The organism is Hydrogenophaga sp. OTU3427 (assembly GCF_038440225.1).
In the GTDB taxonomy this organism is placed as follows: domain Bacteria; phylum Pseudomonadota; class Gammaproteobacteria; order Burkholderiales; family Burkholderiaceae_C; genus Hydrogenophaga.
Genome location: NZ_JASATI010000006.1, coordinates 116,654 through 140,760 on the forward strand (window position 1 = coordinate 116,654; position 24,107 = coordinate 140,760).

General features: G+C 67.6%; 23 protein-coding genes and 1 tRNA gene. 15 read left to right on the top strand and 9 right to left on the bottom strand.

The window, feature by feature from the left end; all coding sequences use genetic code 11:
- From AAHB17_RS05750 to AAHB17_RS05760, 3 genes are read left to right on the top strand one after another with little or no spacing between them, the layout of a single operon-like run.
- On the top strand, positions 1-582 hold the full coding sequence (locus AAHB17_RS05750; protein WP_342129540.1) for an SCO family protein: 582 nt from the start codon (positions 1-3) through the stop codon (positions 580-582).
- A gap of 5 nt (positions 583-587) precedes the next feature.
- Positions 588-1,022 (top strand): hotdog fold thioesterase, encoded by a 435-nt coding sequence (locus AAHB17_RS05755; RefSeq protein ID WP_342129541.1) that lies wholly within the window; start codon positions 588-590, stop codon positions 1,020-1,022.
- A 20-nt stretch (positions 1,023-1,042) separates the two neighbouring features.
- Positions 1,043-1,666 carry a YitT family protein gene (locus tag AAHB17_RS05760; RefSeq protein WP_342129542.1) on the top strand — a complete coding sequence of 208 codons (624 nt, stop codon included), beginning with the start codon at positions 1,043-1,045 and terminating at the stop codon, positions 1,664-1,666.
- A gap of 13 nt (positions 1,667-1,679) precedes the next feature.
- Here the strand turns inward: AAHB17_RS05760 and AAHB17_RS05765 are convergent, their stop codons facing one another.
- Entirely contained in the window at positions 1,680-2,636 is a 957-nt protein-coding gene (locus tag AAHB17_RS05765; protein ID WP_342129543.1) for a Bug family tripartite tricarboxylate transporter substrate binding protein, read from the bottom strand.
- Between the two features lie 17 nt (positions 2,637-2,653).
- Positions 2,654-3,691, bottom strand: a complete 1,038-nt coding sequence (locus tag AAHB17_RS05770; RefSeq protein ID WP_342129544.1) for a CDP-6-deoxy-delta-3,4-glucoseen reductase — start codon at positions 3,689-3,691, stop codon at positions 2,654-2,656.
- A 95-nt stretch (positions 3,692-3,786) separates the two neighbouring features.
- On the opposite strand from AAHB17_RS05770, the gene AAHB17_RS05775 reads away from it, so the two are divergent.
- The gene (locus tag AAHB17_RS05775) at positions 3,787-4,719 is read left to right on the top strand and encodes an SDR family oxidoreductase (protein WP_342129545.1); all 933 of its coding nucleotides are present in this window, start codon (positions 3,787-3,789) and stop codon (positions 4,717-4,719) included.
- 21 nt (positions 4,720-4,740) lie between these two features.
- Here AAHB17_RS05775 and AAHB17_RS05780 read toward each other — a convergent pair whose 3' ends face one another.
- Positions 4,741-5,862 carry a sulfotransferase family protein gene (locus tag AAHB17_RS05780; RefSeq protein WP_342129546.1) on the bottom strand — a complete coding sequence of 374 codons (1,122 nt, stop codon included), beginning with the start codon at positions 5,860-5,862 and terminating at the stop codon, positions 4,741-4,743.
- Between the two features lie 74 nt (positions 5,863-5,936).
- Between AAHB17_RS05780 and AAHB17_RS05785 the strand changes: the two genes are divergently transcribed.
- Entirely contained in the window at positions 5,937-7,724 is a 1,788-nt protein-coding gene (locus tag AAHB17_RS05785) for a hypothetical protein (protein ID WP_342129547.1), read from the top strand.
- Between the two features lie 23 nt (positions 7,725-7,747).
- On the opposite strand, the gene AAHB17_RS05790 is transcribed toward AAHB17_RS05785, so the two are convergent.
- The gene (locus AAHB17_RS05790) at positions 7,748-8,902 is read right to left on the bottom strand and encodes an HD-GYP domain-containing protein (RefSeq protein ID WP_342129548.1); all 1,155 of its coding nucleotides are present in this window, start codon (positions 8,900-8,902) and stop codon (positions 7,748-7,750) included.
- A 431-nt stretch (positions 8,903-9,333) separates the two neighbouring features.
- Positions 9,334-9,418 (bottom strand) — tRNA-Leu (locus AAHB17_RS05795).
- A gap of 79 nt (positions 9,419-9,497) precedes the next feature.
- Between AAHB17_RS05795 and cysM the strand changes: the two genes are divergently transcribed.
- The 4 genes from cysM to AAHB17_RS05815 are packed head-to-tail and all read left to right on the top strand — an operon-like array spanning position 9,498 to position 11,957.
- Positions 9,498-10,418, top strand: coding sequence for a cysteine synthase CysM (cysM, locus tag AAHB17_RS05800; RefSeq protein WP_342129549.1), 921 nt, complete (start codon positions 9,498-9,500; stop codon positions 10,416-10,418).
- Entirely contained in the window at positions 10,415-10,960 is a 546-nt protein-coding gene (locus tag AAHB17_RS05805) for an NUDIX hydrolase (RefSeq protein ID WP_342129550.1), read from the top strand. Before cysM ends, AAHB17_RS05805 begins: the two co-directional genes overlap by 4 nt.
- Before the next feature lie 41 nt (positions 10,961-11,001).
- A complete protein-coding gene (locus AAHB17_RS05810; protein ID WP_342129551.1) occupies positions 11,002-11,229 on the top strand; it encodes a sulfurtransferase TusA family protein in 228 nt (75 codons plus the stop codon).
- Positions 11,230-11,276: 47 nt separating this feature from the next.
- A complete protein-coding gene (locus tag AAHB17_RS05815; protein ID WP_342129552.1) occupies positions 11,277-11,957 on the top strand; it encodes a GNAT family N-acetyltransferase in 681 nt (226 codons plus the stop codon).
- Here AAHB17_RS05815 and AAHB17_RS05820 read toward each other — a convergent pair whose 3' ends face one another.
- The 3 genes from AAHB17_RS05820 to AAHB17_RS05830 all read right to left on the bottom strand — a co-directional run bounded on the left by AAHB17_RS05820 (position 11,958) and on the right by AAHB17_RS05830 (position 16,931).
- Positions 11,958-14,846, bottom strand: coding sequence for a valine--tRNA ligase (locus tag AAHB17_RS05820; protein WP_342129553.1), 2,889 nt, complete (start codon positions 14,844-14,846; stop codon positions 11,958-11,960).
- A gap of 64 nt (positions 14,847-14,910) precedes the next feature.
- Positions 14,911-15,156, bottom strand: coding sequence for a DUF2783 domain-containing protein (locus AAHB17_RS05825; RefSeq protein WP_342129554.1), 246 nt, complete (start codon positions 15,154-15,156; stop codon positions 14,911-14,913).
- A gap of 26 nt (positions 15,157-15,182) precedes the next feature.
- Positions 15,183-16,931 carry an FAD-dependent monooxygenase gene (locus tag AAHB17_RS05830; RefSeq protein WP_342129555.1) on the bottom strand — a complete coding sequence of 583 codons (1,749 nt, stop codon included), beginning with the start codon at positions 16,929-16,931 and terminating at the stop codon, positions 15,183-15,185.
- A 294-nt stretch (positions 16,932-17,225) separates the two neighbouring features.
- On the opposite strand from AAHB17_RS05830, the gene AAHB17_RS05835 reads away from it, so the two are divergent.
- From AAHB17_RS05835 to queF, 6 genes are all read left to right on the top strand, one after another.
- Positions 17,226-17,648: a rubrerythrin family protein gene (locus tag AAHB17_RS05835; RefSeq protein ID WP_342129556.1), complete on the top strand. Its 423-nt coding sequence runs from the start codon at positions 17,226-17,228 to the stop codon at positions 17,646-17,648.
- 94 nt (positions 17,649-17,742) lie between these two features.
- Positions 17,743-19,092 carry a (Fe-S)-binding protein gene (locus AAHB17_RS05840; protein ID WP_342129557.1) on the top strand — a complete coding sequence of 450 codons (1,350 nt, stop codon included), beginning with the start codon at positions 17,743-17,745 and terminating at the stop codon, positions 19,090-19,092.
- A gap of 7 nt (positions 19,093-19,099) precedes the next feature.
- Positions 19,100-19,690 (top strand): DUF3501 family protein, encoded by a 591-nt coding sequence (locus AAHB17_RS05845; RefSeq protein ID WP_342129558.1) that lies wholly within the window; start codon positions 19,100-19,102, stop codon positions 19,688-19,690.
- Between the two features lie 70 nt (positions 19,691-19,760).
- Positions 19,761-20,537, top strand: a complete 777-nt coding sequence (gene yaaA / locus AAHB17_RS05850) for a peroxide stress protein YaaA (RefSeq protein ID WP_342129559.1) — start codon at positions 19,761-19,763, stop codon at positions 20,535-20,537.
- A gap of 35 nt (positions 20,538-20,572) precedes the next feature.
- Positions 20,573-21,481: a 2OG-Fe(II) oxygenase gene (locus AAHB17_RS05855; protein WP_342129560.1), complete on the top strand. Its 909-nt coding sequence runs from the start codon at positions 20,573-20,575 to the stop codon at positions 21,479-21,481.
- Entirely contained in the window at positions 21,478-22,335 is an 858-nt protein-coding gene (queF, locus tag AAHB17_RS05860) for an NADPH-dependent 7-cyano-7-deazaguanine reductase QueF (protein WP_342129561.1), read from the top strand. The genes AAHB17_RS05855 and queF overlap by 4 nt, the downstream gene beginning before the upstream one ends.
- Before the next feature lie 99 nt (positions 22,336-22,434).
- Here the strand turns inward: queF and AAHB17_RS05865 are convergent, their stop codons facing one another.
- Positions 22,435-23,991: a methyl-accepting chemotaxis protein gene (locus tag AAHB17_RS05865; RefSeq protein ID WP_342129562.1), complete on the bottom strand. Its 1,557-nt coding sequence runs from the start codon at positions 23,989-23,991 to the stop codon at positions 22,435-22,437.
- Positions 23,992-24,107 lie beyond the last annotated feature (116 nt).

Consider the following 24,107-nt stretch of genomic DNA (forward strand, 5'->3'; position numbering starts at 1 on the left):
ATGACGTTCACCCGCCGCAGCCTCTTGTTGACCGCCGCCGCCCTGGCCGCCTGCTCGCCCGACAAGCCCGCCTTCGCCGGCATCGACATCACCGGGGCCGACTACGCCAGCGGCTTCGACCTGTCCGACCACAACGGGCAGCGCCGCACCCTGGCCGACTTCAAGGGCAAGGTGGTGGTGGTCTTCTTTGGCTACACCCAGTGCCCCGACGTCTGCCCCACGGCCATGACCGAGCTGGCCAACGTCAGGCGCCAGTTGGGCGCTGATGGCGACAAGCTCCAGGGCATCTTCATCAGCGTCGACCCCGAGCGCGACACGCCCGAGGTGCTCAAGGCCTACATGGCCAACTTCGACCCCAGCTTCGTGGCCCTCACGCCCACGCTGGACCAGCTGCCCGAGCTCGCCAAGGCCTTCAAGATCTACTTCAAGAAGGTCGACGGCAAGACCGCCACCAGCTACACCATGGACCACTCGGCCGGCAGCTATATCTTTGACGGCAGCGGCCGCGTGCGGCTGTACCACCGTTATGGCAGTCCCATCGAGGGCCTGACCAGCGACGTGCGCATTCTCCTGAAAGGCTGATGCCCATGAGCATCTGGCACACCCCCTTTCCCCTGGAGCAGGCCAACCAGCGGGGTGCTGGCTGCGCCAACGGCCACCTGGGCATCGAACTCACCGAAGTGGGCGAGGACTTCCTGGCCGGGCGCATGCCAGTGGACGCACGCACCCGCCAGCCGGCCGGTGTGTTGCATGGCGGTGTGTCCGTGGTGCTGGCCGAGACCCTGGCCTCGTGGGCCGCGTCCTATGTCGTCGACCCGGCGCGGTTCCACTGCGTGGGCCAGGAAATCAACGCCAACCACGTGCGCGCCGTGGAGGGTGGCTGGGTGTTCGGCGTGGCGCGCCCGCTGCACATCGGCCGCAGCACCCAGGTGTGGGACGTGCGCATCAACAACGAGGCCGGCAAGCTGGTCTGCGTGTCGCGCGTGACCATGGCCGTGCTGGCCACCCCCAACCGCTACTGAGCACCGAACCGCAGGCCGCCATGGACACCCAGCGCACCCCCTTGCCGGCGGCCGTGCCCCACAGCGTGTTCGAGGACACCTTGGGGCTGATGACCGGCTGCCTGTTCGTCGCGCTGGCCGTGTTGATGTTCCGCGAAAGCCAGCTCTTCACCGGCGGCACCACCGGCCTGGCCTTCGTGCTGCACTACCTCAGCGGCTGGCCGCTGGGGGCCTGGTTGTTCGTGGTCAACCTGCCCTTCTACGTCTTCGCCTGGCTGGCCCTGGGGCCGGTGTTCACGCTCAAGTCCTTCGTGGCCGTCGGCCTGATGTCGCTTTACGTCGAGGCGCTGCCGAGCCTGCTGTCCTTTGGCCACCTGGACCCGGCGTTCGCGGCGGTCATGGCCGGGCTGCTGGCCGGCACCGGCATCCTCATCCTCATCCGCCACGGCGCCAGCCTGGGCGGCATCGGCGTGCTGGCGATCTACCTGCAGAAGACGCGCGGCTGGCGCGCCGGCACGGTGCAGATGGGCGCCGACGTGCTCATCCTGCTGGGTGGCCTGGTGGTGCTGTCGCCGCTGCAACTGCTGCTGTCGGTGCTGGGGGCGGTGGCGGTCAACCTCGTCATCGGCGTGAACCACCGCACCGACCGTTACTTCGGCGTCTGAAACGCCCGGGCCATCAGTCGACCTTGGCGCCGCTGAGCTTGACCACGCGCTCGTACTTGCTGCGTTCGCGTTTCATGAAGTCGTCGAACTGCTCGGGCGTGCTGGGCGCCGGTTCGGCCATCAGGTTGGCGAAGCGGGTTTTCACTTCAGTGGACTTCAGCGCGTCCACGAAGGCCACATTGAGCCTGTTCACCACATCACGAGGCGTGCCGGCCGGGGCGATCAGGCCCCACCAGGTGTCGATGGCAAAGCCCTTGTAGGTCTCGGCCACGGTGGGCACCTCGGGCATCACGGCCGAGCGCTCCAGCGTGGTCACGGCCAGGGCCTTGAGCTTGCCCGAGCGGATGTTGGGCGCGGCCGTGGCCAGGTTGTCGAAGTTGAAGTCGACCTGGCCCGACAGCAGCGCCAGCTGCGCCGGGTTGCCCCCGTTGTAGGGAATGTGCAGCGCAAAGATGCCGGCCTGGTTCTTGAACATCTCGCCCGCCAGGTGGCCGGCGCTGCCGTTGCCGCCCGAGCCGTAGTTGAGCTTGGCCGGGTTGGCCTTGGCGTACTTCACCAGGTCGGCCAGGCTCTGGATGTTCAGGCGCTGCGCGGTGTCGGCGTTGATCACCAGCACGTTGGGCACCCGCAGCATCTGGGTGATGGGCGCGAAGTCCTTGGCCGGGTCAAACGGCAGCTTGCTGAACAGCCAGGGGTTGATGCCGTGGGAGGCGGTGGTGGCGATGCCCAGCGTCAGGCCATCGGGCGCCGCCTTGGCCACCGCGTCCACGCCGATGTTGCCGCCGCCGCCGGGGCGGTTCTCGATGATCACGCTGCCGAGCGTGTCCTTGACACGCTCGGCCAGGATGCGCGCCGTGACGTCGATGGGGCCGCCGGCCGCGAAGGGCACGACGATGCGCGTGGTGCGGGCCTGGGCCAGCGCGGCCACGGGCGCCAGGGCAGCGGCGGTGATCAGGGAGCGGCGTTGCATCGTCATCGGGGGTCCTTTTATGCGGCGAGCTTGTCGGCCGCGCTGGTGAACGAGTCGGCGAAGAATTCTTCCTCGGGCAGGCCGGCCTGGTGGGTGTAGTCGGCGCGTGCCGAGTCGACCACGATGGGCGCGCCACAGGCGTAAACCTGGTGGCCGGAGAGGTCGGGGACGTCCTGCAGCACGGCGCGGTGGACAAAGCCGGTGCGACCGGTCCACTGGTCTTCGGGCAGGGCGTCCGAGATCACCGGCACATAGCTCAGCCAGGGCAGGGCGGCGGCCTGTGCCAGCAGCCAGTCGTGCTGGTAGAGGTCGGCCGGGCGGCGTCCGCCCCAGTAGACCGTGGTGGGGCGGGTGATGCCCTTGGCCGCCATGTGTTCGATCAGGGCCTTGATGGGCGCGAATCCCGTGCCCGAGGCCAACAGGATCACGGGCTTGGTGCTGTCCTCGCGCAGGAAGAAGCTGCCGTAGGGGCCCTCGATGCGCAGGATGTCCTTTTCCTTCATGGCGCTGAAGACGTGGTCGGTGAACTTGCCGCCTGGCATGTGGCGCAGGTGCAGCTCCAGCCCCGGCTTGTCGGCCTGGGTGTGGGGCGCGTTGGCCATGGAGTAGCTGCGGCGGTCGCCATCGCGCAGCAGGAATTCCACGTACTGGCCAGCGTGGTACTGGAAGGTGTCGTTGGCCGGCAGTTGCAGGCGCAGGACCATCACGTCCGACGACACGCGCTCCAGCGCGCTCACACGCACCGGCATCTTCTTGATCGGGAAGGCACCGGCCTCGGTCACCTGGCGCGACTCCAGCACCACGTCGCTGGTGGCCACGCCGCAGCAGGTGAGCACGTAGCCCGCGGCTTCCTCGTCGACGCTCAAGGCCTTGCTCTGGTGGGGGCCGTGCTCGACCGTGCCCGACAGCTTCTTGCACTTGCACGAGCCACAGGCGCCGTCCTTGCAGCCATAGGGCAGGCCGATGCCCTGGCGGATGCCGGCGGCCAGCATGGCCTCGCCCGTTTCGCTGGTGAAGGTTCGGCCGCTGGGTTGTACGGTGATGGTGAATGTCATACTTGGAAATCGGTGATGCGTAAGAACAAGCGGCCCCCAAGGAGCCGCCGTGTTGCCTCCGATTGTCTCAAATTTGACCGAATGGACCTGTGCGAATGAACTTGATCGGTGCCCGCCCGGCGCGTTTCCGGCGCCTGCGTGTGTTGGTGGTGGGTTGTGGCGACGTGGGCCAGCGGGCCGCGCGCGAACTGGGCACGGCACAGGCGCGCACGCGGGTGCTGGCGCTGACCTCCTCGCCAGACCGACTGGGCGAGCTGCGCGCGCGCGGCATCACGCCCTTGCTGGGCGACCTGGACCGACCCGACACCCTGCGCCGCCTGGCCGGCCTGGGCCAGCGGGTGCTGCACCTGGCGCCGCCGCCGTCGCAGGACCTGGCCGACTGGCGGCGCGACCCACGCACCCGCGCGCTGCTGCAGGCGCTGGCGCAGCGCACGCTGCCCGGCGCGCTGGTCTATGGCTCCACCAGCGGGGTGTATGGCGATTGCGGCGGTGACTGGGTGGACGAGACCCGGGGCGTGGCGCCCCACACGCCCCGTGCCTTGCGCCGTGTCGATGCCGAGGGCTCGGTGCGCGCCTGGGGCCGTGCCCTGGGGGTGCCGGTCAACGTCTTGCGCATCCCCGGCATTTATGCGCCCGACCGCGAGGGCGGCACGCCACGCGAGCGGCTGCGGCGCGGCACGCCGGTGCTGCTGCCCGAGGACGACGTCTACACCAACCACATCCACGCCGACGACCTGGCCCGCGCCTGCGTGCGTTCGCTGTTGAAGCCCAGGCCGCAGCGGATCTTGAACGTCAGCGACGACACCGACCTCAAGATGGGCGACTATTTCGACCTCGCGGCCGATCTCTATGGCCTGGCGCGGCCACCGCGCGTGTCGCGCGCCAGCGCCCAGCAGCAGCTGCCCCTGAGCCTGTTGAGCTTCATGGGCGAGTCGCGCCGCCTGTCCAACGGCCGAATGAAACGCGAACTGCGCCTGGTGCTGCGCCACCCCACGGTGGCGCAGGGGCTGGTGCCGCCTTCCCGCTGACCGGCCGCTGACCAACGCGTGTCAGCGCTGACCCCGCACGAGGTCCAGCGCCAGGCGCAGCGGGGCGGTGACGCGCCATGACAGCGAGCGCTGGAAGCTCTCGAGGGTTTGGGCCAGGTGCCGGTAGTGTTGGTGCGCGGCGTCGAGTTCGCGGGTCAACGTGGCGGCCTGTTCTTCCAGGGCGCTGATGTGGCTGGCCAGGGCGTTGTGGTGGCCTTGCAGGCCGGCAACGTGGCCGTCCAGGGCGTTGGTCCGCGCCCGCAGGTCGTGCTCGCGCAGCAGCAGCGGAGTGATGTCCCGCCACAGTTGCGACGCGGCGGCGATGGCGCCGGGCAGGCCTGTCGCCTGGGATTCGTCGTCGACCTGGGCCGCTTGCTGCAAGGCCATGAACAAGGCCTTGACCGCTGCCGGCACATCGGCCTGCTGCTCCAGCGCGCCGGCCGGGGCATGGGCGGTTCGCAGGGCCGGATCGAGAAAATCGTCGGCGAAGACCTGGGTCTCGCTGGTGTGCATGGGCAGGCGCAGCCGGGCGGCGATGCGCGCGATTTCGCGGGCCGGCGATGCCAGCATGCGGTCGTAGTCGACCACGATGCGCTCGGCCGGCGCGGTGGCGGTCAGCGGCTGCAGCGTGTGCGCCAGCCACAGCAGGTGGTCGGTCGCGTCCGGATGGATGTGCCCGGCATGGCCGGCCAGGGACGCGCTGACGCTGAGGGGATGGCGGACCGCGATCACGTACACCACCCGCGCGCCGGTGCGCCGGAAGATGGGTTGCCAGAAGGACAGCAGGCGCGAGGTGCGCGGGTCCTTGAAGGCAAAGCTCTTGCCGCCCAGCTTGGCGTTCAGGATCTCGAACGCCTGTTCTTCGAGCGCCCGGCGTTGCGCGGCGGGGATGCGATCGAGGTCGGCGTCGACCAGGCTGTCCCACGCGACGCCAGCGGCCGACATCAAGGCCATGTTGATGGCGTTGATGTCCATGTCCTCGAAGAATCCCTTGTCGTTGACGCCCGCCATGGGAGGTTGCAGGTGCGAGCCGAGGTCGGCACCCAGGGCCACCATGGACCGCGCCAGCACGCTGGTGCCGCTGCGGTGCATGCCCAGGACAACGATGAGGGTGGCGGACGCTGACTCGCGTGTGGGGGCCATGTGGGTGGTGTGTGGAGGAGGGGTCCAGGATGTGGCGGGCCGTCGCCGCAGCCGCGCTGCCTATACTCGGCGCGATGTCCAGCACGCTGCAACGGGCCTTGGCCGGCCTACGGGAATTTTACGTTCGACGTCGGGGCGCCAGCCCGGTGGCCTTGGCCGCGCCAGCACTTGAACCCACGCCCGATGCCGACGACAGCAACTGGCTCGAGCCTCACGAGATTGCCTTCGTGTTTTGCGCCGAGGCCAATCGGCTGGAGCCCCAGGCGCGCCTGCTGTGTGCGAGCATCCGCCGCTTTGGCGGTCGCTACCGGCATGCGCCCATCTACGCGGTGTCGCCACGGTCCCACCTGGCCCTGTCGCCGGCGTCGCAGGCCGCGTTGACGGCGCTGGGCGCGCAGTGTGTGTCCCTGCCGCTCAACGAGACCGGCAGCCCCTACGGCTCCATCAACCGCATCGTGGTGGGCGCGTGGGCCGAGACCCATCTGCCGCAGCCCTATCTGGTGCTGCTGGACACCGACATGCTGTTCGTTGACGAACCCGGGTTCGTCCGCGCCGACGTGGGTGTCAGGCCGGTGGACATGAAGGGCTCGGCGACCACGGGGGAGAGCGACCCGATGGACCCTTACTGGGCGCGGCTGTGCGCGCTGGCGGGCATCGAGCTGTCCCGGCTGCCCCGCGGCCAGACGACCATGGACCAGGTCGGGATCCGGGCGTCCTACAACGGCGGTTTCACCGTGGTCCGGCGCGAGCTGGGCGTCCTGCGGCGCACGCGGGATATTTTTTTCGCCTCTTTCGAGCAGGACCTGCGGCCCCAGACCGGCGTGGCCACCGAAGTGAAGGCCTCCACCGGCCTGGTGGGCCAGGAGGCGAGCGAGTGGTGGGGCTCCAGCCAGGCGGCCCTGAGCATCGCGATCTGGTCCCTCAGTGCCGATGTGCGCGTCTACGACAGCCGCTACAACATCCCCGGCCACATCCTGGCCGACCCCTCCCGTGTGTGGGCACTGCCCGCTGGGCGTGGCCCGGTGCTGCTGCACTACCACTACCTGGCCGAGCCGACCTACCAGGCCCATCTGGACGAGGTCATGCGCCGCCTCGGCTGCACGTCCGAGGTGATGCACTGGACACGCGGGCGCCTGCCCTGGTTCGACGCCCAGGCCCGCGAGGCGGTCTGCTTCTGCACGCTGGCCATCCACGCGCCCTATCGGCGCCGGGCGCGCCAGCTGTGCGACGACGTGGCGGGTGTGGACTGGGTGGTCCTGACCGACGAGCCGGCCGACTTCCAGGACATGCCGCTGCGGGCCATCCCCTGCGTCCCCACCGGGCCGATGGCGGTGGACTACGTGGCCCGCCAGGCGCCCACGGGCGGGGGCCGGGGCACCGCCGCCTACCACGACAAACGCTTCGCCCTGGCCGCCGCGCTGGAGCGGCACCAGACGGCCCTCTTTCTCGATGCCGACTCGCGTTTCACCGCCGTGCCGCGCCTCACGGGTTTTCCGCCCGGGATCGCGGTGCTGCCGCTGGTGCGGCGCAGCGTGGCCGAACACCTGCAGGCTGCCGGTGCCTGGCGGCTGCCCGCCTTCATGGACCTGGCGCGCGAGCTGACCGGCGACACCGAGATCCTGGCGCGCGCGCCCTGGTGCCACGAAGCCTGCATCGCCATCACCCGGGACGGGCGCGAGTCGGCCTTCTTCGATGCCTGGGACCGCGCCGCCCAGTTCATGCAGGCGCGCGAGGTGTTCTCGGGAGAGGGCGGTGTCATCGGCATCGCCGCCACCCTGGCCGGCTGGACGGTGCACCTGGACGCGCTCGACGACATTGACGCCGTCCTGCGCCACGAAGGGGGCGGGCCCAAGGTGGCGTGAGGCGTGGATGCCGCCCGTCAGTGTCACTCTTCGCGTGGCGACGCGATCGCCGTGTCATCCTGGTAGCTGTCACGGATCAGCAGGAGTTGGGCCAAGTGGTCATGCACGGCGCGAACACAATCCCGGTCGAGTTTGCCGCCCTCTGCCATGCGGTCCAGTTCCTCCAGCGCCTGCTCAGGCGTCCACACGTGTTTGTAGGGCCTGATGGCCGTCAGCGCATCAAAGATGTCGGCAACGGTCACGATGCGCGCTTCGAGAGGAACCTCGTCGCCTTTCAGCTGACGCGGATAGCCCGAGCCGTCCAGGTACTCATGGTGGCAGTGGACGATATTGCGCAGTATGGTGGAATCCGGGAGGCGTTGACGCTTGCCTGTGCCGATGATCCGGTCGATGATGCCAACGCCTATGTCGACATGGGTTTCCATGATGACCCGCTCGGCGGGATCGAGTTTTCCTGGCTTGAGCAGGACGTGGTCAGGAATGCCGATTTTTCCAATGTCGTGAAGCGCTGAGAACAGATAGACGCTTTCGACGAACTCGTCGTTCATGCCACGGCTGGGGGCGACGGCGTGTGCCACCACCCTGGAATAGCGTGCCATGCGCTCCAGGTGGGAACCCGTCTCGAAGTCACGGACCTCGGTCAGCTCGCGTGCGATACGGGTCGCGTCCAGCACCAGACGCACCGCCGACAACTCGCTGGCGATGGCCATGCTGATCAGGTTGGTGTAGAGCACCAGGTCGCGCTGCACCTGGGTGGTGAAGGCGTCGGCTCGCATGGAGTCAAAAAACACAAAACCGGTGAGGCTGCCGCCGTCATAGATGGGAACCGTGAACGAAGAGCGGTAGCCCTGTTCCCGCAGCCAGTTGGTGTGGCCCGTGTTCGACAGAAGCGCCTGTTCGATGTTGTCCAGCACCCGGAATTCACCGCTGGCGGCCATGGCGCTGAGCGCATGGCTGTCGGACAGCTTGTATTCATACCCGACCATGGCCCTGCCTGCCCGGGTGCTGTTGATGAAGGTCTTCAGCATGTCTTCGTCCGCGTCGTACAGCGCGCAGGCGATGCGGTCGACACTGGGGACCGTTTCCAGCAGCTTGTCATGCAACACCTCCAGCCGGTGTGTCAATGTGCTGGCCTGCGGGTTCAGTGCCATCGTCAGGAACTGGGGGTTGGTGGACATGGGGGCTGGGGCTGATCGGCGCGGTTGTTGATTGTGCAGCAGGGGGCGGTCAGTTTTGACGATATCGTGACGGTCGACCGGGCCGAACCCGAGGTCGACGTGGTCGCTTGGACCATCGTTCGCTTGCTGGCCCTGGCTGGTGAGGCTGAAAAGGTGGCCGCGTCCGTCCCGACGCCTTCGGGCAAGTGGCCGCCGCCCTGGATGATGTGTGGACACAGGGCACAGGGCACAAGGACCCCGGCACCTTCTGCGGGTCGTCGCTGGGCCAGTTGCCATGGGCTGTTGCTTCGGTGTACTTCCCACGCATCTTTGCTGCTGCTGGGCCTGAACACCATGTGCGGTGGCTGCATGGTGGCTGCATGCGCCCAGAAAGCAAAAAGCCAGCGGCATGGCTGGCTTTGCGTATCAACGTAAACCGTTGATCTTGTTGATGGTGCCCAGGGTCGGACTCGAACCGACACTCCTTGCGGAACCGGATTTTGAATCCGGCGCGTCTACCAATTTCACCACCCGGGCGGATGTGGGGTAAAACGAAATTATGGCACAGTGTCGGGTGAGCCTTTCGCCTGCACAGGCACCCAACCGCACCCGAACCATGACCGCAGCCCCAGCTCCCGCCTACCCCACCATCGAAGCCGCCGTGGGCAACACGCCCCTGGTGGCCCTGCAGCGCATCGGCGCCGATATCTGCCGCGCGCGCGGCAATGTCATCCTGGGCAAGCTGGAGGGCAACAACCCGGCCGGCTCGGTGAAGGACCGCCCGGCGCTGTCCATGATCCGGCGTGCCGAGGAGCGCGGCGAGATCAAGCCGGGCGACACGCTGATCGAGGCCACGTCGGGCAACACCGGCATCGCGCTGGCCATGGCGGCGGCCATCAAGGGCTACCGCATGCTGCTGATCATGCCGGAGGACCTGTCCATCGAGCGCGCGCAGACCATGAAGGCCTTTGGCGCCGAGCTGATCCTCACGCCCAAGAGCGGCGGCATGGAGTACGCGCGCGACCTGGCCGACAAGCTGGAGAAGGACGGCAAGGGCAAGGTGCTGGACCAGTTCGCCAACGCCGACAACCCGCGCATCCACTTCGAGACCACCGGCCCCGAGCTCTGGGCGCAGACCGGCGGGCGCATCACCCACTTCGTCAGCGCCATGGGCACCACCGGCACCATCACCGGCGTGTCGCGTTTTCTCAAGTCGCAGAACCCGGCGGTGCGTGTGATCGGCGCGCAGCCCAGCGAGGGTTCGCGCATTCCGGGCATTCGCAAGTGGCCGCAGGAATACCTGCCCAAGATCTACGACCCCACCGTGGTGGACGAGCTGGTGTACGTGAGCCAGAACGACGCCGAGGACATGTGCCGCCGCCTCGCGCGCGAAGAGGGCATCTTCGCCGGCATCTCGGCGGCGGGCGCCTGCTGGGTGGCGCTGCAGATCGCGCAGCAGGTGGAGAAGGCCACCATCGCCTTTGTGGTGTGCGACCGGGGCGACCGCTACCTGTCCACCGGGGTGTTTCCGGCATGAGCGGGCATTTTCGCTACTGCCCCCAGTGTGCGACGGCCCTGGCCGAGCGGGTGGAGCAAGAGGACGGCGGCCCCAAGTCTCGTCTGCGCTGCCCGGCCTGCGGCTGGACCCACTGGAACAACCCGACGCCGGTGCTGGCCGCCATCGTCGAGGTGGACGGCCGGGTGCTGCTGGCGCGCAACGCGGCCTGGACCCACCGCATGTTCGCCCTCATCACCGGTTTCATGGAGGCCGGTGAGACGCCCGAGGAAGGCATCGCACGCGAGATCGCCGAGGAAACCAACCTGGTGGCCGACGAGCTGAAGCTGGTGGGCGTGCACGAGTTCCTGCGCATGAACCAGGTCATCATCACCTACCACGCGCGCTGCCACGGCGAGGTGAAGCTGTCGCCCGAGCTGGTCGAATACAAGATGTACGCGCCCGAGGACATCAAGTGCTGGCGCGCCGGCACCGGCTTGGCCCTGGCCGACTGGCTGCGTGGCCGTGGCATCGAGCCCGAGTTCGTCGACATCCCGCGCCCGGCGTCGCCGAGCGCTGACTGAGCCGCAACGTAGAATCGGCGCCGTAACAGGAAGCCCACGCCATGATCGCTGACAAAGAACTTGATGCCCGCGGCCTGAATTGCCCGCTGCCCATTCTGAAGGCCAAGAAGGCGCTGGCCGACATGACCAGCGGCCAGACCCTCAAGGTGATCGCGACCGACGCGGGCTCGGTGCGGGACTTCCAGGCATTTGCCAAGCAAACCGGCAACGAGCTGGTGGCCCAGGACACCGTGGGCACGGATTTCGTGTCGGTGCTCAAGCGCCGCTGAGGCACCCGCAACTGCGGGCCGTGGCCACAGGCGCTCGACCCCCTGCCATGCACACGCTGCTGGACAACGTTTTCTGGCACGCCCTGTCGGGCCCGCAGGCGCACTGTGCCGTCGGGTCGGCCACGGCGCGGCGTTTTGCCCCGGGCTTTTCGCCCATTGTGGGTTTTGCCGATCCGGCGCAGCCCGATTTCGCCGCGCTGGCGCCCCATTGCCAGCCTGGCGATCGCTTTTATTGCGACGGCTGGACCGGTGCCGCCCCCGCGGGCTGGCAGATCGAGGTGGCGTCCACCATGTACAAGATGGTCTGGGATGGGCCGTTGCCGCCCGCCGACGAGGGCCTGGACGCCAAGCTGCTGGACGCGTCCCATGTGGCCGAGGCCATGGAACTGGCCACGCTCACCCGTCCCGGTCCGTTCGGGCCACGCACCCTGGAGCTGGGGCGCTACGTCGGTTGTTTCGAGGGCGGGCAATTGATTGCCATGGCCGGCGAGCGGACCCAGGCCGGCCGCTACCGCGAGGTCAGCGGCATCTGCACCCATCCCGACCACCAGGGCCGTGGCCTGGCCAGGCGCCTGACGGCCCGGGTGGTGCGCCACATGCTGTTGCAGGGTGAAACGCCTTTCCTGCACGTGATGCGCGACAACGTGGGCGCCCACGCGCTCTACCAGCGCATGGGCTTTCGCGACCACCGCGAATCGGTGATACGCGTGGTCGTGTTCGGCGGCTGATCAGCCCAGGCGCGCCAGCTGCGCGCGCACCTTGTCCAGGGTGGCGGTGAAATCGGCCACACGCTTGTTTTCCTGCTCGATCACGGCCGGCGGCGCCTTGGCCACGAAGGCTTCGTTGGACAGCTTGCCCTTGGCCTTGGCCAGCTCGCCTTCCAGGCGGGCCACTTCCTTGCCCAGGCGCAGTTTCTCGGCCGCGGCATCCACTTCCACGAACAGGCACAGGCGGGCCTCGCCGGCCACCGCCACCGGGGCCGCCTGCGCGGCCGTGGCCCAGGCCGCTTCGTCGGCAAACACCTTGACGTCGCTGAGCTTGGCCAGGGCCTTGAGCACGGGCGCTGCACCCTCCATGAAGGCGGTGTCGCCCAGCACGTACAGCGGCAGGCGGGTGGCGGGCGAGACGTTCATCTCGCCGCGCAGGTTGCGGCAGGCGTCGACCAGGCCCTTGAGCTTGGCCACATGGGCGATGGCGGCGGGGTCGATGCGCTCGGGCTGGCTCACCGGGTAGGCCGCGACGCTGACCGATGCGCCACCGCGGCCGGCCACGGGCGCCACCTTCTGCCAGAGTTCTTCGGTGATGAAGGGGATGATGGGATGGGCCAGGCGCAGGATGGCTTCCAGCGTGCGGATCAGCGTGCGGCGCGTGGCGCGCTGCTGGGCCTCGCTGCCGGTCTGGATCTGCACCTTGGCGATTTCCAGGTACCAGTCGCAGAACTCGTTCCAGACGAAGTCATAGATCGTGTTGGCCACGTTGTCCAGGCGGTACTCGGCAAAGCCCTTGGCCACGTCCGCCTCGACCTGCTGCAGCAGCGAGACGATCCAGCGGTCGGCGGCGCTGAAGCTCAGGTAGCCGTGGGCCGGGCCACCCACCTCGCACTCGGCCTTGGTGTGTTCGCGCAGGCCGCAATCAAAGCCCTCGCAGTTCATCAGCGTGAAGCGGGTGGCGTTCCAGAGCTTGTTGCAGAAGTTGCGGTAGCCCTCGCAGCGCTTGCTGTCGAAGTTGATGGAGCGGCCCAGCGAGGCCAGGGCAGCGAAGGTGAAGCGCAGCGCGTCGGCGCCGTAGGCGGGAATGCCGTCGGGGAATTCCTTCTGCGTGTTCTTCTTCACCTGCGGCGCGGTCTCGGGCTTGCGCAGGCCGGTGGTGCGTTTGCCCAGCAGCGGCTCCAGGGCGATGCCGTCGATCAGGTCCACCGGATCGAGCACGTTGCCTTCGGACTTGCTCATCTTCTTGCCCTGTGCGTCGCGCACCAGGCCGTGGATGTAGACATGTCTGAAGGGCACACGGCCGGTGAAATGGGTGGTCATCATGATCATCCGGGCAACCCAGAAGAAGATGATGTCGTAGCCCGTCACCAGCACGGTGCTGGGCAGGTACAGGTTGTAGTCGTCGGTGGCGGCGTCTGACTGGTTGGGCCAGCCCATGGTGCTGAAGGGCACCAGCGCGGACGAATACCAGGTGTCCAGCACGTCGGGGTCGCGCGTCAGTGTCTTGCCGGCACCGGCTTTGGTCTGCGCTTCTTCCAGGTTGCGCGCCACATAGACCTGGCCCTGTTCGTCGTACCAGGCCGGGATCTGGTGGCCCCACCACAGCTGGCGGCTGATGCACCAGTCCTGGATGTTGTTCATCCACTGGTTGTAGGTGTTGACCCAGTTCTCGGGCACGAACCTCACCTGGCCCGACTGCACCGCGTCGATGGCCTTCTGGGCGATGGATTTGCCGGTGGCGTCGCCTCGGCCCACCTCGCTCATGGACACGAACCACTGGTCGGTCAGCATGGGCTCGATCACCTGGCCGGTGCGGGCGCAGCGCGGCACCATGAGCTTGTGCTTCTTGGTCTCGACCAGCAGGCCGGCGGCCTCCAGGTCGGCGACCACCGCCTTGCGGGCGACGAAGCGGTCCAGGCCACGGTACTTCTCGGGCGCGTGTTCGTTGATGGTGGCGTCCAGCGCCAGCACGCCGATGATGGGCAGCTGGTGGCGCTGCCCGACGGCGTAGTCGTTGGCGTCGTGCGCGGGCGTGACCTTGACCACGCCGGTGCCGAAGGCGCGGTCCACGTAGTCGTCGGCGATGACGGGGATTTCACGGTCGCACAGCGGCAGGCGCACGTACTGGCCGATCAGGTGGGCGTAGCGCTCGTCCTCGGGGTGGACCATCACGGCCACGTCGCCCAGCAGGGTCTCGGGGCGCGTGGTGGCCACGGTCAGCGCGCCCGCGCCGCTGGACAGCGGGTAGGCGATGTGCCAGAGGAAACCGTCTTCCTCCTCGCTTTCCACCTCCAGGTCCGACACCGCCGATTTCAGTTCGGGGTCCCAGTTGACCAGACGTTTGCCTCGGTAGATCAGGCCCTGCTCGTGCAGGCGCACGAAGGTCTCGGTCACCACCTGGGACAGTTTGTCGTCCATGGTGAAGTACTCGCGGCTCCAGTCCACGCTGTCGCCCATGCGGCGCATCTGGGTGGTGATGGTGTTGCCGCTCTTTTCCTTCCACTCCCACACCTTCTTCGTGAAGGCCTCGCGGCCGAGGTCGTGGCGGCTTTGTTTCTGCTCCTGCAGTTGGCGTTCCACCACGATCTGGGTGGCGATGCCGGCGTGGTCGGTGCCGGGCACCCAGGCGGTGTTGAAGCCCATCATGCGGTGGTAGCGGGTCAGGCTGTCCATGATGGTCTGGTTGAAGGCGTGGCCCATGTGCAGCGTGCCGGTCACGTTGGGCGGCGGCAGCTGGATGCAGAACGCCGGTGCGTCCGCGCTGGGCTGGCCCGTGCCGCGCACGCCGGCCACGCCGTAGCCACGCTGTTCCCACGCGGGACCCCAGTGCGCCTCCAGGGCGGCGGGCTCGAAGGACTTGGACAGGCTGTTGAGGCCGGGCTGCTGCGGGGTGGTGTCGGTGGTCATGGACAAAGCAAAAACGGCAAGCCCGAAGCTTGCCGTTGGTCAAGGGTGGCGGATGGGCCCGATTTTACCGGCCGGCCGTCGGTGCCCGCGCCGTGGTGGGCGGCGGCAGCTCGCCGGGCAGGTCGCGCGCCATCGCAATGCTGTCGGCCAGCACCTGGGCATCGCCGATCTGGTTGGCCAAGGTCAGGATCAGCCGGGCGTTGAGCAACTCCGACTGCTCGCGCGTGAGGCCCAGGTGGGCATCCAGCAGCTGCTCGTAGAAGCCGTCGGCGTCCTGGAAATGCGCGGTGCTTTTGTAGGTGGGTTTCATGTTCGTTGTCCGAAACTCGCGCTCGGTCACAAAAAGGTCGGTACCGCCAGCGCGGTCTCGACGGCATGCACCAGGCTGGCGTCCACGGCCTCGCCGGTGGCGGCCAGGTGGCCATCGGGTCGGACCAGCGCCCAGGCGTGGCCAAACACATGGCAGGCGCCCTGCAGGTGGCCCACGCCGCGCGGATTCACGTCGCGGATGTGTTCGACCGCCTGCGGCGTGGCATCGGCGTCGAGCACCTGCACGCTGCGCAGCGGCGCATGCCGGGACAGATCGGCCAGGCGCTCGCAGGCGGCCAGCGACAGATCGCCAAAAACCAGCACCAGCAACCGGCCATCGGCCCAGCGCAGCAGGTCGTTGAGGCAGCCCAGGCCGTTGCCGTTGCCCGCCCAGCGGAAGACCGCGTTCTGCACCGATTCACCGGCGTGCGAGCTGCCCCGGCTGCACACCGGCGAACGGGTGTAGGTCGTGGCCACCGACATGCGGCCGGTGTTGACCAGGGCGCGGGCAAAGGCTTGCTGGCGCGCCAGGCTCAGCGCAGCGTTGCGGAAAAGGTGTTCGACGCCGTTGCCCGGTCGCAGGAAACGTGCGGTGCGGCTGGTCACGCGCACGTTGTCGGTGGCGGCCTGGTGGCGTTCGGCGTGGTAGCTGTCCAGCAGCTTGGGCGGGGCCTGGCCGCGCAGCACGGCGGCCAGTTTCCAGGCCAGGTTGTCGGCATCGGCGATGCCGGTGTTGCCGCCGCGCGCGCCAAAGGGACTGACGACCTTGGCGGCGTCGCCCACGAAGAAGACCCGGCCCGAGCGCATCTGGTCCACACATTCGTTGCGGTAGGCGTAGGGGCCGGCCCAGACGACCTCGACCGGCACCTCTGCGCCGAATTGGCGTGCCAGACGCTCGCGGACCACCTCTTCGCGGCAGGCCTCGGCCGGATCGCTGTCGGACGGCATCTGGTAATCAATGCGCCAGACGTCGTCGGCCATCAGGTGTTGCCAGACGGCGCGGTTGTCATTGAACGGCGCTTCGATCCAGGTGCGGCGCTCCACCGGCGGTCGGGTGCCGAAGCGCACATCGGCAAGGCACCAGCGGTCGTCGCCGTGGTAACCCGTGACCGGCACTTTCAGCCATTGGCGCAGCGGGCTGTGCGCACCACTGGTGTCGATCACGTGTTCGGCCTCGATGCGGTAGCGGCCGGCGGGCGTCTCCACCGTGAGGGTGGCCACGTCCTTGTTCTGTTCGAAATCGACCAGCCGGTTGCGCCAGCGCAGCTCCACCAGGCCCAGCTCGGCGATGCGTTCGACCAGGTAGCCTTCGACGTAGAACTGCTGCAGGTTGATGAAGGGCGGCTGCTGCGAGAGGTTGAAGCTCTGCTGCTGGCGCAGATCGAAGGTGTACACCTCGTCCTGGCCGGCGAAGGTGCGTCCCACGTTCCACTGTATGCCCTTGGCCGCGATGCGATCGAACACCCCGATGCGCTGGAAGATTTCCAGCGACTTCTGCGCGTAGCAGATGCCCCGCGACGCCGCGCCCTTGACACCCACGGTGTTGTCCTCGTCCAGCAGGACGGCGGGCACTCCCAGCCGGGCCAGGCTCGCCGCCAGCGTGAGACCGGTGAGGCCCGCGCCCACGATGACGATGGGGTGGCGCACGGTGTCGCTGCGCGCGAGTTCGGGCGGCGGGACAAACGGGTACTCGGGCAAGTGGTAGCCCTCGCCCTGGGTGAACTCGTGGCCGTTGGTCTGGGCGGTCTCGCCGTAAGCAGGTGCGGGCGTGTTCATGGCGTGAGTTGCGACCTGGGTGCGGGTGCTGGCAGGGCGCCGATTGTCTCGAATGGTTGTGGGCCATCGTAATGGATTCACCTGGACCGAACAACCGATGCGGGCGGGAAATCGCCGGGCTCGCCAAGTTGAGAATCATTATCAATTGGCGCCAATGAATAGGTGATCTCAATTCAAGGGATTGAGCCGAACAATTAGACCCGGCGCACCGGACGGTCTATGGTTTGTGTGTCCGAGGGGCGTGGCGGCGCATGCCGTGCCCGGCGGCAGTTCAACCTCACACAGGAGATCAACATGGCAGCACTCAAGGGTTCCAAGACGGAACAGTGCCTGAAGGACGCCTTTGCCGGCGAGTCCCAGGCCAACCGGCGCTATCTGTATTTCGCGAACAAGGCCGACGTGGAAGGCCAGAACGACGTGGCGGCGCTGTTCCGCTCCACGGCCGAAGGCGAGACCGGCCATGCCCATGGTCACCTGGAATTCCTCGAACAGTCGGGCGACCCGGCCACCGGCCTGCCCATCGGCAACACCCGCCAGAACCTGGCCTCGGCCGTGGCCGGCGAAACCCACGAGTACACCGACATGTACCCGGGCATGGCCAAGACCGCGCGTGAGGAAGGCTTCGACGAGGTCGCCGACTGGTTCGAGACCCTGGCCAAGGCCGAGCGTTCGCACGCCAACCGCTACCAGAAGGCCTTGAACGAGCTGGTCGACTGATGACCGCTTGAGCGTTCAGCGTCGGGCGTTGGGCCAGCCGTGCCCAGCGCCTTTCGCTCAACGTTCGACCCATAACAACAACCGGAGACCCGCGATGGCACGTGAAGGCAACCTGGAAGCCCCCACCCGGCACGCGCTGGACTGGAAGAACCCCGACTTCCACGATGAAGCCAAGTGTTTCGATGAGCTGGAGCGCATCTTCGACATCTGCCACGGCTGCCGGCGCTGCGTGAGCCTGTGCGGGGCCTTCCCGACGTTGTTCGACCTGGTCGACGAGAGCAAGACCATGGAGGTCGACGGCGTCGACAAACAGGACTACTGGAAGGTGGTCGACCAGTGCTACATGTGCGACCTGTGCTACATGACCAAGTGTCCGTACACGCCGCCCCATGAGTGGAACCTGGACTTTCCACACACCATGCTGCGGGCCAAGGCCATCAAGTTCAAGAAGGGCGAGGTCGGGGTGGCTGAGCGCCTGCTCGCCTCCACCGACGTGCACGGTTCGTTTGCCGGCATTCCCATCGTCGTGCAGGTGGTCAACGCGGTCAACAAGACGAAGGTGGCGCGCCAGATTCTGGAAAGCGTGGCCGGTGTCGACAAGGACGCCTGGCTGCCCGAGCTGGCCAGCACCCGCTTTCGCTCCAGCGCGCCCGAAGCCCGGAGCACCGAGGTCCGGGACGGCGAGAAGACGCCCGGCAAGGTGGTGATCTTCTCGACCTGCTACGTCAATTACAACGAACCCGGCATCGGCCACGACCTGCTCAAGATCCTGGACCACAACGACATCCCCTACGTCATCGTCGACAAGGAGAAGTGCTGTGGCATGCCCAAGCTGGAGCTGGGCGACCTCGACGCGGTCGAGCAGAGCAAGAACGCCAACATCCCGGTATTGGCGCGCTATGCCAAGGACGGCTATGCCATCCTGAGCGCCGTGCCCAGCTGCACCCTGATGTTCAAGCAGGAAATCCCGCTGATGTTTCCCGACGAGGCCGATGTGATGCGCGTCAAGGAAGCCATGTGGGACCCCTTCGAGTACCTGGGCGCGCGCCGCCGCGACGGCCTGCTCAAGACCGAGTTCCCGCAGCCGCTGGGCAAGATCAGCTACCAGATTCCGTGCCATGGCCGGGTGCAGAACATCGGCCGCAAGACCGAGGAGCTGCTCAAGCTCATCCCCGGCACCGAGGTCAACACCATCGAACGCTGCTCGGGCCACGCCGGCACCTTCGGCGTCAAGAAGGCCTACCACCAGCAGGCCATGAAGATAGGCAAGCCGGTGTTCAAGGCCATGGCCACCATGAAGGACGGCTCCCAGCCCGACCACATCAGCTCCGACTGTCCCCTGGGCGGCCACCACATCGCCCAGGGCTTTGAGGTGAACGGCTTGGGTGCGCCCCAGCTCAACCACCCGCTGACCCTGGTGGCCACGGCCTACGGATTGAAGTGAGACGACCATGCAACTGACCGGAAAAATCACGCCCGACAGCCTGATGTCGCTGGAGGCCTACACCAAGTGGCGCAAGCTCCACAAGCCCGAGGTCATGGCTCACCGCAAGTTGCGCAGCGTCATGCTGGGCGAGCACATCCACCTGCAGTTCGAGAGCGAGACCACCATCCGCTACCAGATTCAGGAGATGTTGCGCATCGAGAAGATCTTCGAGGAAGAGGGCATTCAGGACGAGATCGGTGCTTACGCCCCATTGGTGCCCGACGGCAGCAACTGGAAGGCGACCATGCTGATCGAGTACCCCGACATCCACGAGCGCAAACGCGAGCTCGCGCGGCTGATCGGCGTTGAGGACCGCCTGTTTGTCGAGGTCGAAGGCTACGATCGGGTCTACGCCATCGCCGACGAAGACCTGGACCGCGAGACCGACGAGAAGACCTCGGCCGTGCATTTTGTGCGCTTCGAGTTCACGCCCGCCATGCGCGTCGCCATTCAGGCCGGCGCAGCGGTCAAGGTGGGGTGCGACCATACCCATTACCCGGCGCACCTGTCGATTTCCGCCGAGACCCTGTCCAGCCTGGCCGGTGATCTGCGGTAGCGGTCCGGCTTCGGGATAATCGGGCTTCCACTCGGAAGCCCTTTTCATTTGTTGCTAGAGCCCCCCGCGCATGTTGTTCCTGATCTCTCCCGCCAAGGCGCTGGACTACGAGACCCCGCCGGTCACCGCCACCCACACCCACCCGCTGTTCGTGCCTCAGGCCAGCGAGCTGATCGAGGTGCTGCGCGAGAAGTCGCCGCAGCAGATCGCCGAGCTGATGGACCTGAGCGACCAGCTCTCGGGCCTGAACGTGGCGCGTTACCAGGCCTGGCGGCCGAAGTTCAGCCCCAAGACCGCCAAGCAGGCGGTGCTGGCCTTTGACGGCGATGTCTACGGCGGGCTGGACGCCAAGACCCTGTCGGAGGACGAGCTGGCCTGGACGCAGCAGCACCTGTGCATCCTGAGCGGCCTCTACGGCGTGTTGCGCCCGCTGGACCTGATGCGGCCCTACCGGCTGGAAATGGGCACCCGTCTGCAGACGCACAAGGGCAGGAACCTCTACCAGTTCTGGGGCACGCAGATCGCCGACTACCTCAACCAGCGCGCGGCCGCCGATGCCACGCCGGTGGTGGTCAACCTGGCCAGCGAGGAATACTTCAAGTCGGTCGACCGCAAGGCGCTCAAGCCGCGGGTGGTCACCTGTGTGTTCGAGGAGTTCAAGGCCGGCAAGTACAAGGTCATCAGCTTCATGGCCAAACGCGCGCGCGGCCTGATGGTGCGCCACGCCGTGCGCGAACGCGCCGTGTCGGTGGAGCAGCTCAAGCGCTTCGACGCCGAGGGTTACCGCTACATGGCCGACGTGTCAGATCCCGACCGGCTGGTGTTCCGCCGCGAGGCGGCGTGCTGAGCCGTGTGCCCCGTTTTTCACCGCAGGAGTCCACCATGAGCCAAGTGGCCACCCCCGAGTTGCAGCAATGGATCGTCGAGCAGGCCCGCGCGGGCTGCAAGCCCGAGGCCGTGCTCGCCGCCATGACCCAGGCCGGCTGGCAGGAAGACGTGGCCATCGCCGCCATGGAAGCGGCGATGGGTGAACACGTGGCCGGCCTGCAGCGCACGCCGGCCGCGCTGACCGTCACCGCCACGCGGGCCACCACGCAGCGCGAGGGCGCGGCTCAGCAGCCGTCCTCGCAGGCCAAGCCCATGCCCGAGCCGCGCCTGGCGGGCCACCCGCGCCAGGTGGATGCGGGCGACCGCGTCGTCGACGTGCTGGTCAACCTGCGCTCGCCCCGGGTGGTGGTGTTCGGCAACCTGCTGTCGGCCGAGGAGTGCGACGAACTGATCGCTGCCGCCACGCCCCACCTCAAGCGGTCGCTGACGGTGGAAACCCAGACCGGCGGCGAGGCCCTGAACGACGCCCGCACCAGCGACGGCATGTTCTTCCGGCGGGGCGAGAACGCCATCGTCAGCCGCATCGAGGCCCGCATCGCGCGCCTGCTCGACTGGCCGCTGGAAAACGGCGAGGGCCTGCAGGTGCTGCACTACCGGCCCGGCGCCGAATACAAGCCGCACTACGACTACTTCAACCCCGACGAGCCGGGCACGCCCAGCATCCTCAAGCGCGGCGGCCAGCGGGTGGGCACGCTGGTGATGTACCTCAACGAGCCCGAGCGCGGCGGGGGCACGACCTTTCCCGACGTGGGCCTGGAGGTCGCGCCGCAGCGTGGCAACGCCGTCTTCTTCGCCTACGACAAGCCCCACCCGTCCACCAAGACGCTGCACGGCGGTGCGCCGGTGATCGCGGGCGACAAATGGGTGGCCACCAAATGGCTGCGCGAGCAGGAATTCAAATGAGCGACACCTTTTCCCATCCCGAGCACTCGCCACTGGGCAAGCCGTCGGCCTACGTCGACCGCTACGACCCGGCCCTGCTGTTTCCCTTGCCGCGCCTGACCAAGCGCATCGAGATCGGCCTGCCCGGTGCCATTCCCTTCCTCGGGGCCGACCTCTGGACCGCCTTCGAGCTGAGCTGGCTCAACCCACGCGGCAAGCCACAGGTGGCGCTCGCGCATGTCACCGTGCCCTGCGAGACGCCCCACATCATCGAGAGCAAGTCCTTCAAGCTCTACCTCAACAGCTTCAACAACAGCCGCTTCGCCGATGCCGCCGAGGTGCTGGCGCGCCTGCGCGCCGACATCGCCGAAGCGGTGTGGCGTGGCAGCCCGACGCCGGGCAGCGTGGGCGTGAAGCTGTTGTCGCCCGAGGCGTTCGACCGCGAGGCGGTGCACGAATTCGATGGCCTGAGCCTGGACCGCCTGGATGTGGAGTGTTCCCGCTACACCCCTGCGCCCGACCTGCTGCGCGCCGACACCGCCCAGTTGCCGGTGAGCGAGGTGCTGACCTCCAACTTGCTCAAGAGCAACTGCCTGGTGACCGGCCAGCCCGACTGGGGCAGCGTGCGCATCGACTACAGCGGCCACCCCATCGACCAGGAAGGCCTGCTGCAGTACCTGGTGAGTTTCCGCAACCACAACGAATTCCACGAGCAATGCGTGGAGCGCATCTACATGGACATCTGGACGCGCTGCAAGCCCACCAAGCTGACCGTGTACGCCCGCTACACGCGCCGGGGCGGGCTGGACATCAACCCATTTCGCACCAGCCACCCGCAGCCGCTGCCCGCCAACGTGCGCATGGCGCGGCAGTAGCCCCCACGCTCCGCCGCTTCGCGGGTCGCTGCCCCCCGAGGGGGCGCGGGCCTTGCTTGGGGCGGCCCGGCGCAGCGGCCCCAGCTCGGGAAACGGTGCTCAGAGTTTGAAGATCTGGACGGAGCGCGTCAGGCTTTCGGTGCCGCCGCTCAGCACCTCGGCCGAGGCGGCCGACTGCTCCACCAGGGCCGCGTTCTGCTGGGTCACGGTGTCGAGCTGGGTGATGGCTTCGTTGACCTGCGAGATACCGATGGCCTGTTCCTTGGTGGCGTGGCTGATCTGGCCGACCAGTTCGCTGACCTTGCGCACCTCGGCCACCACCTGATCGATGGTGCCGCCGGCGGCGTCCATCTGCCGCACGCCATGGGTCACCTGCTCGGCCGACTGGCCGATCAGTTCGCGGATTTCCTTGGCCGCCGTGGCGCTGCGTTGCGCCAGCGCCCGCACCTCGGACGCCACCACCGCGAAGCCACGCCCCTGTTCGCCGGCACGCGCGGCCTCGACGGCGGCGTTGAGCGCCAGGATGTTGGTCTGGAAGGCGATGCTTTCGATCACCTGGATGATCTCGGTCACCTTGCGCGAGGACTGCTCGATGGCGTGCATGGAGCCACGCACCGCCGTGATGGCCTGCTGGCCGTTGCCCGCCACCTCCGTGCTGCGCTGGGTCTGGTGGGCCACCTGGTTGGCGGTGTCGGCGGTCTGCTTCACCGTGCTGGAGAGTTCCTCCATCGAGGCTGCCGTTTCCTCCAGGCTGCTGGCCTGTGCCTCGGTGCGTCCCGACAGGTCCTGGCTGCCGACCGCGATCTCGTGCGCCGACTGGCTGAAGCCCTCGATCTCGCTGCGCACATCGCCGATCACCGCGCGCAGGTTGATCTGCACCTGCAGCAGCTTGCGGATCAGCGCGCCCATGGGGTCGGGGAACTGGCCGTGCACCGAGGTGCTCAGGTTGCAGCTGGCGATGTCGGCGGCGAAGCGGTCGGCCTCGGCCATCGCGCTCACGTAGTGGCGGTGGAACCAGAACAGCAGACCCGCCGCGCCCGCCAGCATGGCGAGCACCCGCACCACCAGCGCCAGCGTGCCGGTCTGGCCCAGCAACTCGGGCAGCACCGACACCAGCACCAGGCCCAGCAGGCCGGCGCCCAGCCGCGTGGTCGAGCCGATGTGGCCCAGGCGGCGCAGGGCGCCGCGCCAGCCCAGCGGCAACACGTGGCCGCCCGACACGGTGAAGGTGTGGCGTCCGCTCTCGCGTTCGGCCGCGATCTGGGCGTACAGCCCTTCGGCGGCGCGCACCTGCTCGCGGGTGGGCACCTTGCGCACCGACAGATAGCCCACCGGCTTGCCGTTGTCCATGATGGGCGTCACGTTGGCTTCCACCCAGTAGTGGTCGCCGTTCTTGCGCCGGTTCTTCACGATGCCGGTCCAGGGTCGGCCGCGGCCCACCGTCTGCCACAGGTCCTTGAAGGCCTCGGGCGGCATGTCCGGGTGGCGGATCAGGTTGTGGTTCTGCCCGATCAGTTCTTCATGGGCGTAGCCGCTCACCTCGACAAAGGCCCGGTTGCAGTGGGTGATGAAACCCTTGGTGTCGGTGGACGACACCAGCATGGTGCCGGCAGGGTAGGCGTATTCCTGTTGGGAGATGGGCAGGTTGATTCTCATGGTCGGGGCAGGCGGGACAGTGGCCCACATTGTCAGTCATTGTCAGGTCGTTCGACAGTCCCCGCGCCAGAGGCGCGGCGCCGGTTTGATCTGCATCAGACCGACCGCCGACGCCT

Coding starts and splice junctions, on each gene's coding strand:
- AAHB17_RS05750 (WP_342129540.1), top strand. CDS start 1: ATGACGTTCACCCGCCGCAGCCTCTTGTTGACCGCCGCCGCCCTGGCC.
- AAHB17_RS05755 (WP_342129541.1), top strand. CDS start 588: ATGAGCATCTGGCACACCCCCTTTCCCCTGGAGCAGGCCAACCAGCGG.
- AAHB17_RS05760 (WP_342129542.1), top strand. CDS start 1,043: ATGGACACCCAGCGCACCCCCTTGCCGGCGGCCGTGCCCCACAGCGTG.
- AAHB17_RS05765 (WP_342129543.1), bottom strand. CDS start 2,636: ATGCAACGCCGCTCCCTGATCACCGCCGCTGCCCTGGCGCCCGTGGCC.
- AAHB17_RS05770 (WP_342129544.1), bottom strand. CDS start 3,691: ATGACATTCACCATCACCGTACAACCCAGCGGCCGAACCTTCACCAGC.
- AAHB17_RS05775 (WP_342129545.1), top strand. CDS start 3,787: ATGAACTTGATCGGTGCCCGCCCGGCGCGTTTCCGGCGCCTGCGTGTG.
- AAHB17_RS05780 (WP_342129546.1), bottom strand. CDS start 5,862: ATGGCCCCCACACGCGAGTCAGCGTCCGCCACCCTCATCGTTGTCCTG.
- AAHB17_RS05785 (WP_342129547.1), top strand. CDS start 5,937: ATGTCCAGCACGCTGCAACGGGCCTTGGCCGGCCTACGGGAATTTTAC.
- AAHB17_RS05790 (WP_342129548.1), bottom strand. CDS start 8,902: ATGTCCACCAACCCCCAGTTCCTGACGATGGCACTGAACCCGCAGGCC.
- cysM (WP_342129549.1), top strand. CDS start 9,498: ATGACCGCAGCCCCAGCTCCCGCCTACCCCACCATCGAAGCCGCCGTG.
- AAHB17_RS05805 (WP_342129550.1), top strand. CDS start 10,415: ATGAGCGGGCATTTTCGCTACTGCCCCCAGTGTGCGACGGCCCTGGCC.
- AAHB17_RS05810 (WP_342129551.1), top strand. CDS start 11,002: ATGATCGCTGACAAAGAACTTGATGCCCGCGGCCTGAATTGCCCGCTG.
- AAHB17_RS05815 (WP_342129552.1), top strand. CDS start 11,277: ATGCACACGCTGCTGGACAACGTTTTCTGGCACGCCCTGTCGGGCCCG.
- AAHB17_RS05820 (WP_342129553.1), bottom strand. CDS start 14,846: ATGACCACCGACACCACCCCGCAGCAGCCCGGCCTCAACAGCCTGTCC.
- AAHB17_RS05825 (WP_342129554.1), bottom strand. CDS start 15,156: ATGAAACCCACCTACAAAAGCACCGCGCATTTCCAGGACGCCGACGGC.
- AAHB17_RS05830 (WP_342129555.1), bottom strand. CDS start 16,931: ATGAACACGCCCGCACCTGCTTACGGCGAGACCGCCCAGACCAACGGC.
- AAHB17_RS05835 (WP_342129556.1), top strand. CDS start 17,226: ATGGCAGCACTCAAGGGTTCCAAGACGGAACAGTGCCTGAAGGACGCC.
- AAHB17_RS05840 (WP_342129557.1), top strand. CDS start 17,743: ATGGCACGTGAAGGCAACCTGGAAGCCCCCACCCGGCACGCGCTGGAC.
- AAHB17_RS05845 (WP_342129558.1), top strand. CDS start 19,100: ATGCAACTGACCGGAAAAATCACGCCCGACAGCCTGATGTCGCTGGAG.
- yaaA (WP_342129559.1), top strand. CDS start 19,761: ATGTTGTTCCTGATCTCTCCCGCCAAGGCGCTGGACTACGAGACCCCG.
- AAHB17_RS05855 (WP_342129560.1), top strand. CDS start 20,573: ATGAGCCAAGTGGCCACCCCCGAGTTGCAGCAATGGATCGTCGAGCAG.
- queF (WP_342129561.1), top strand. CDS start 21,478: ATGAGCGACACCTTTTCCCATCCCGAGCACTCGCCACTGGGCAAGCCG.
- AAHB17_RS05865 (WP_342129562.1), bottom strand. CDS start 23,991: ATGAGAATCAACCTGCCCATCTCCCAACAGGAATACGCCTACCCTGCC.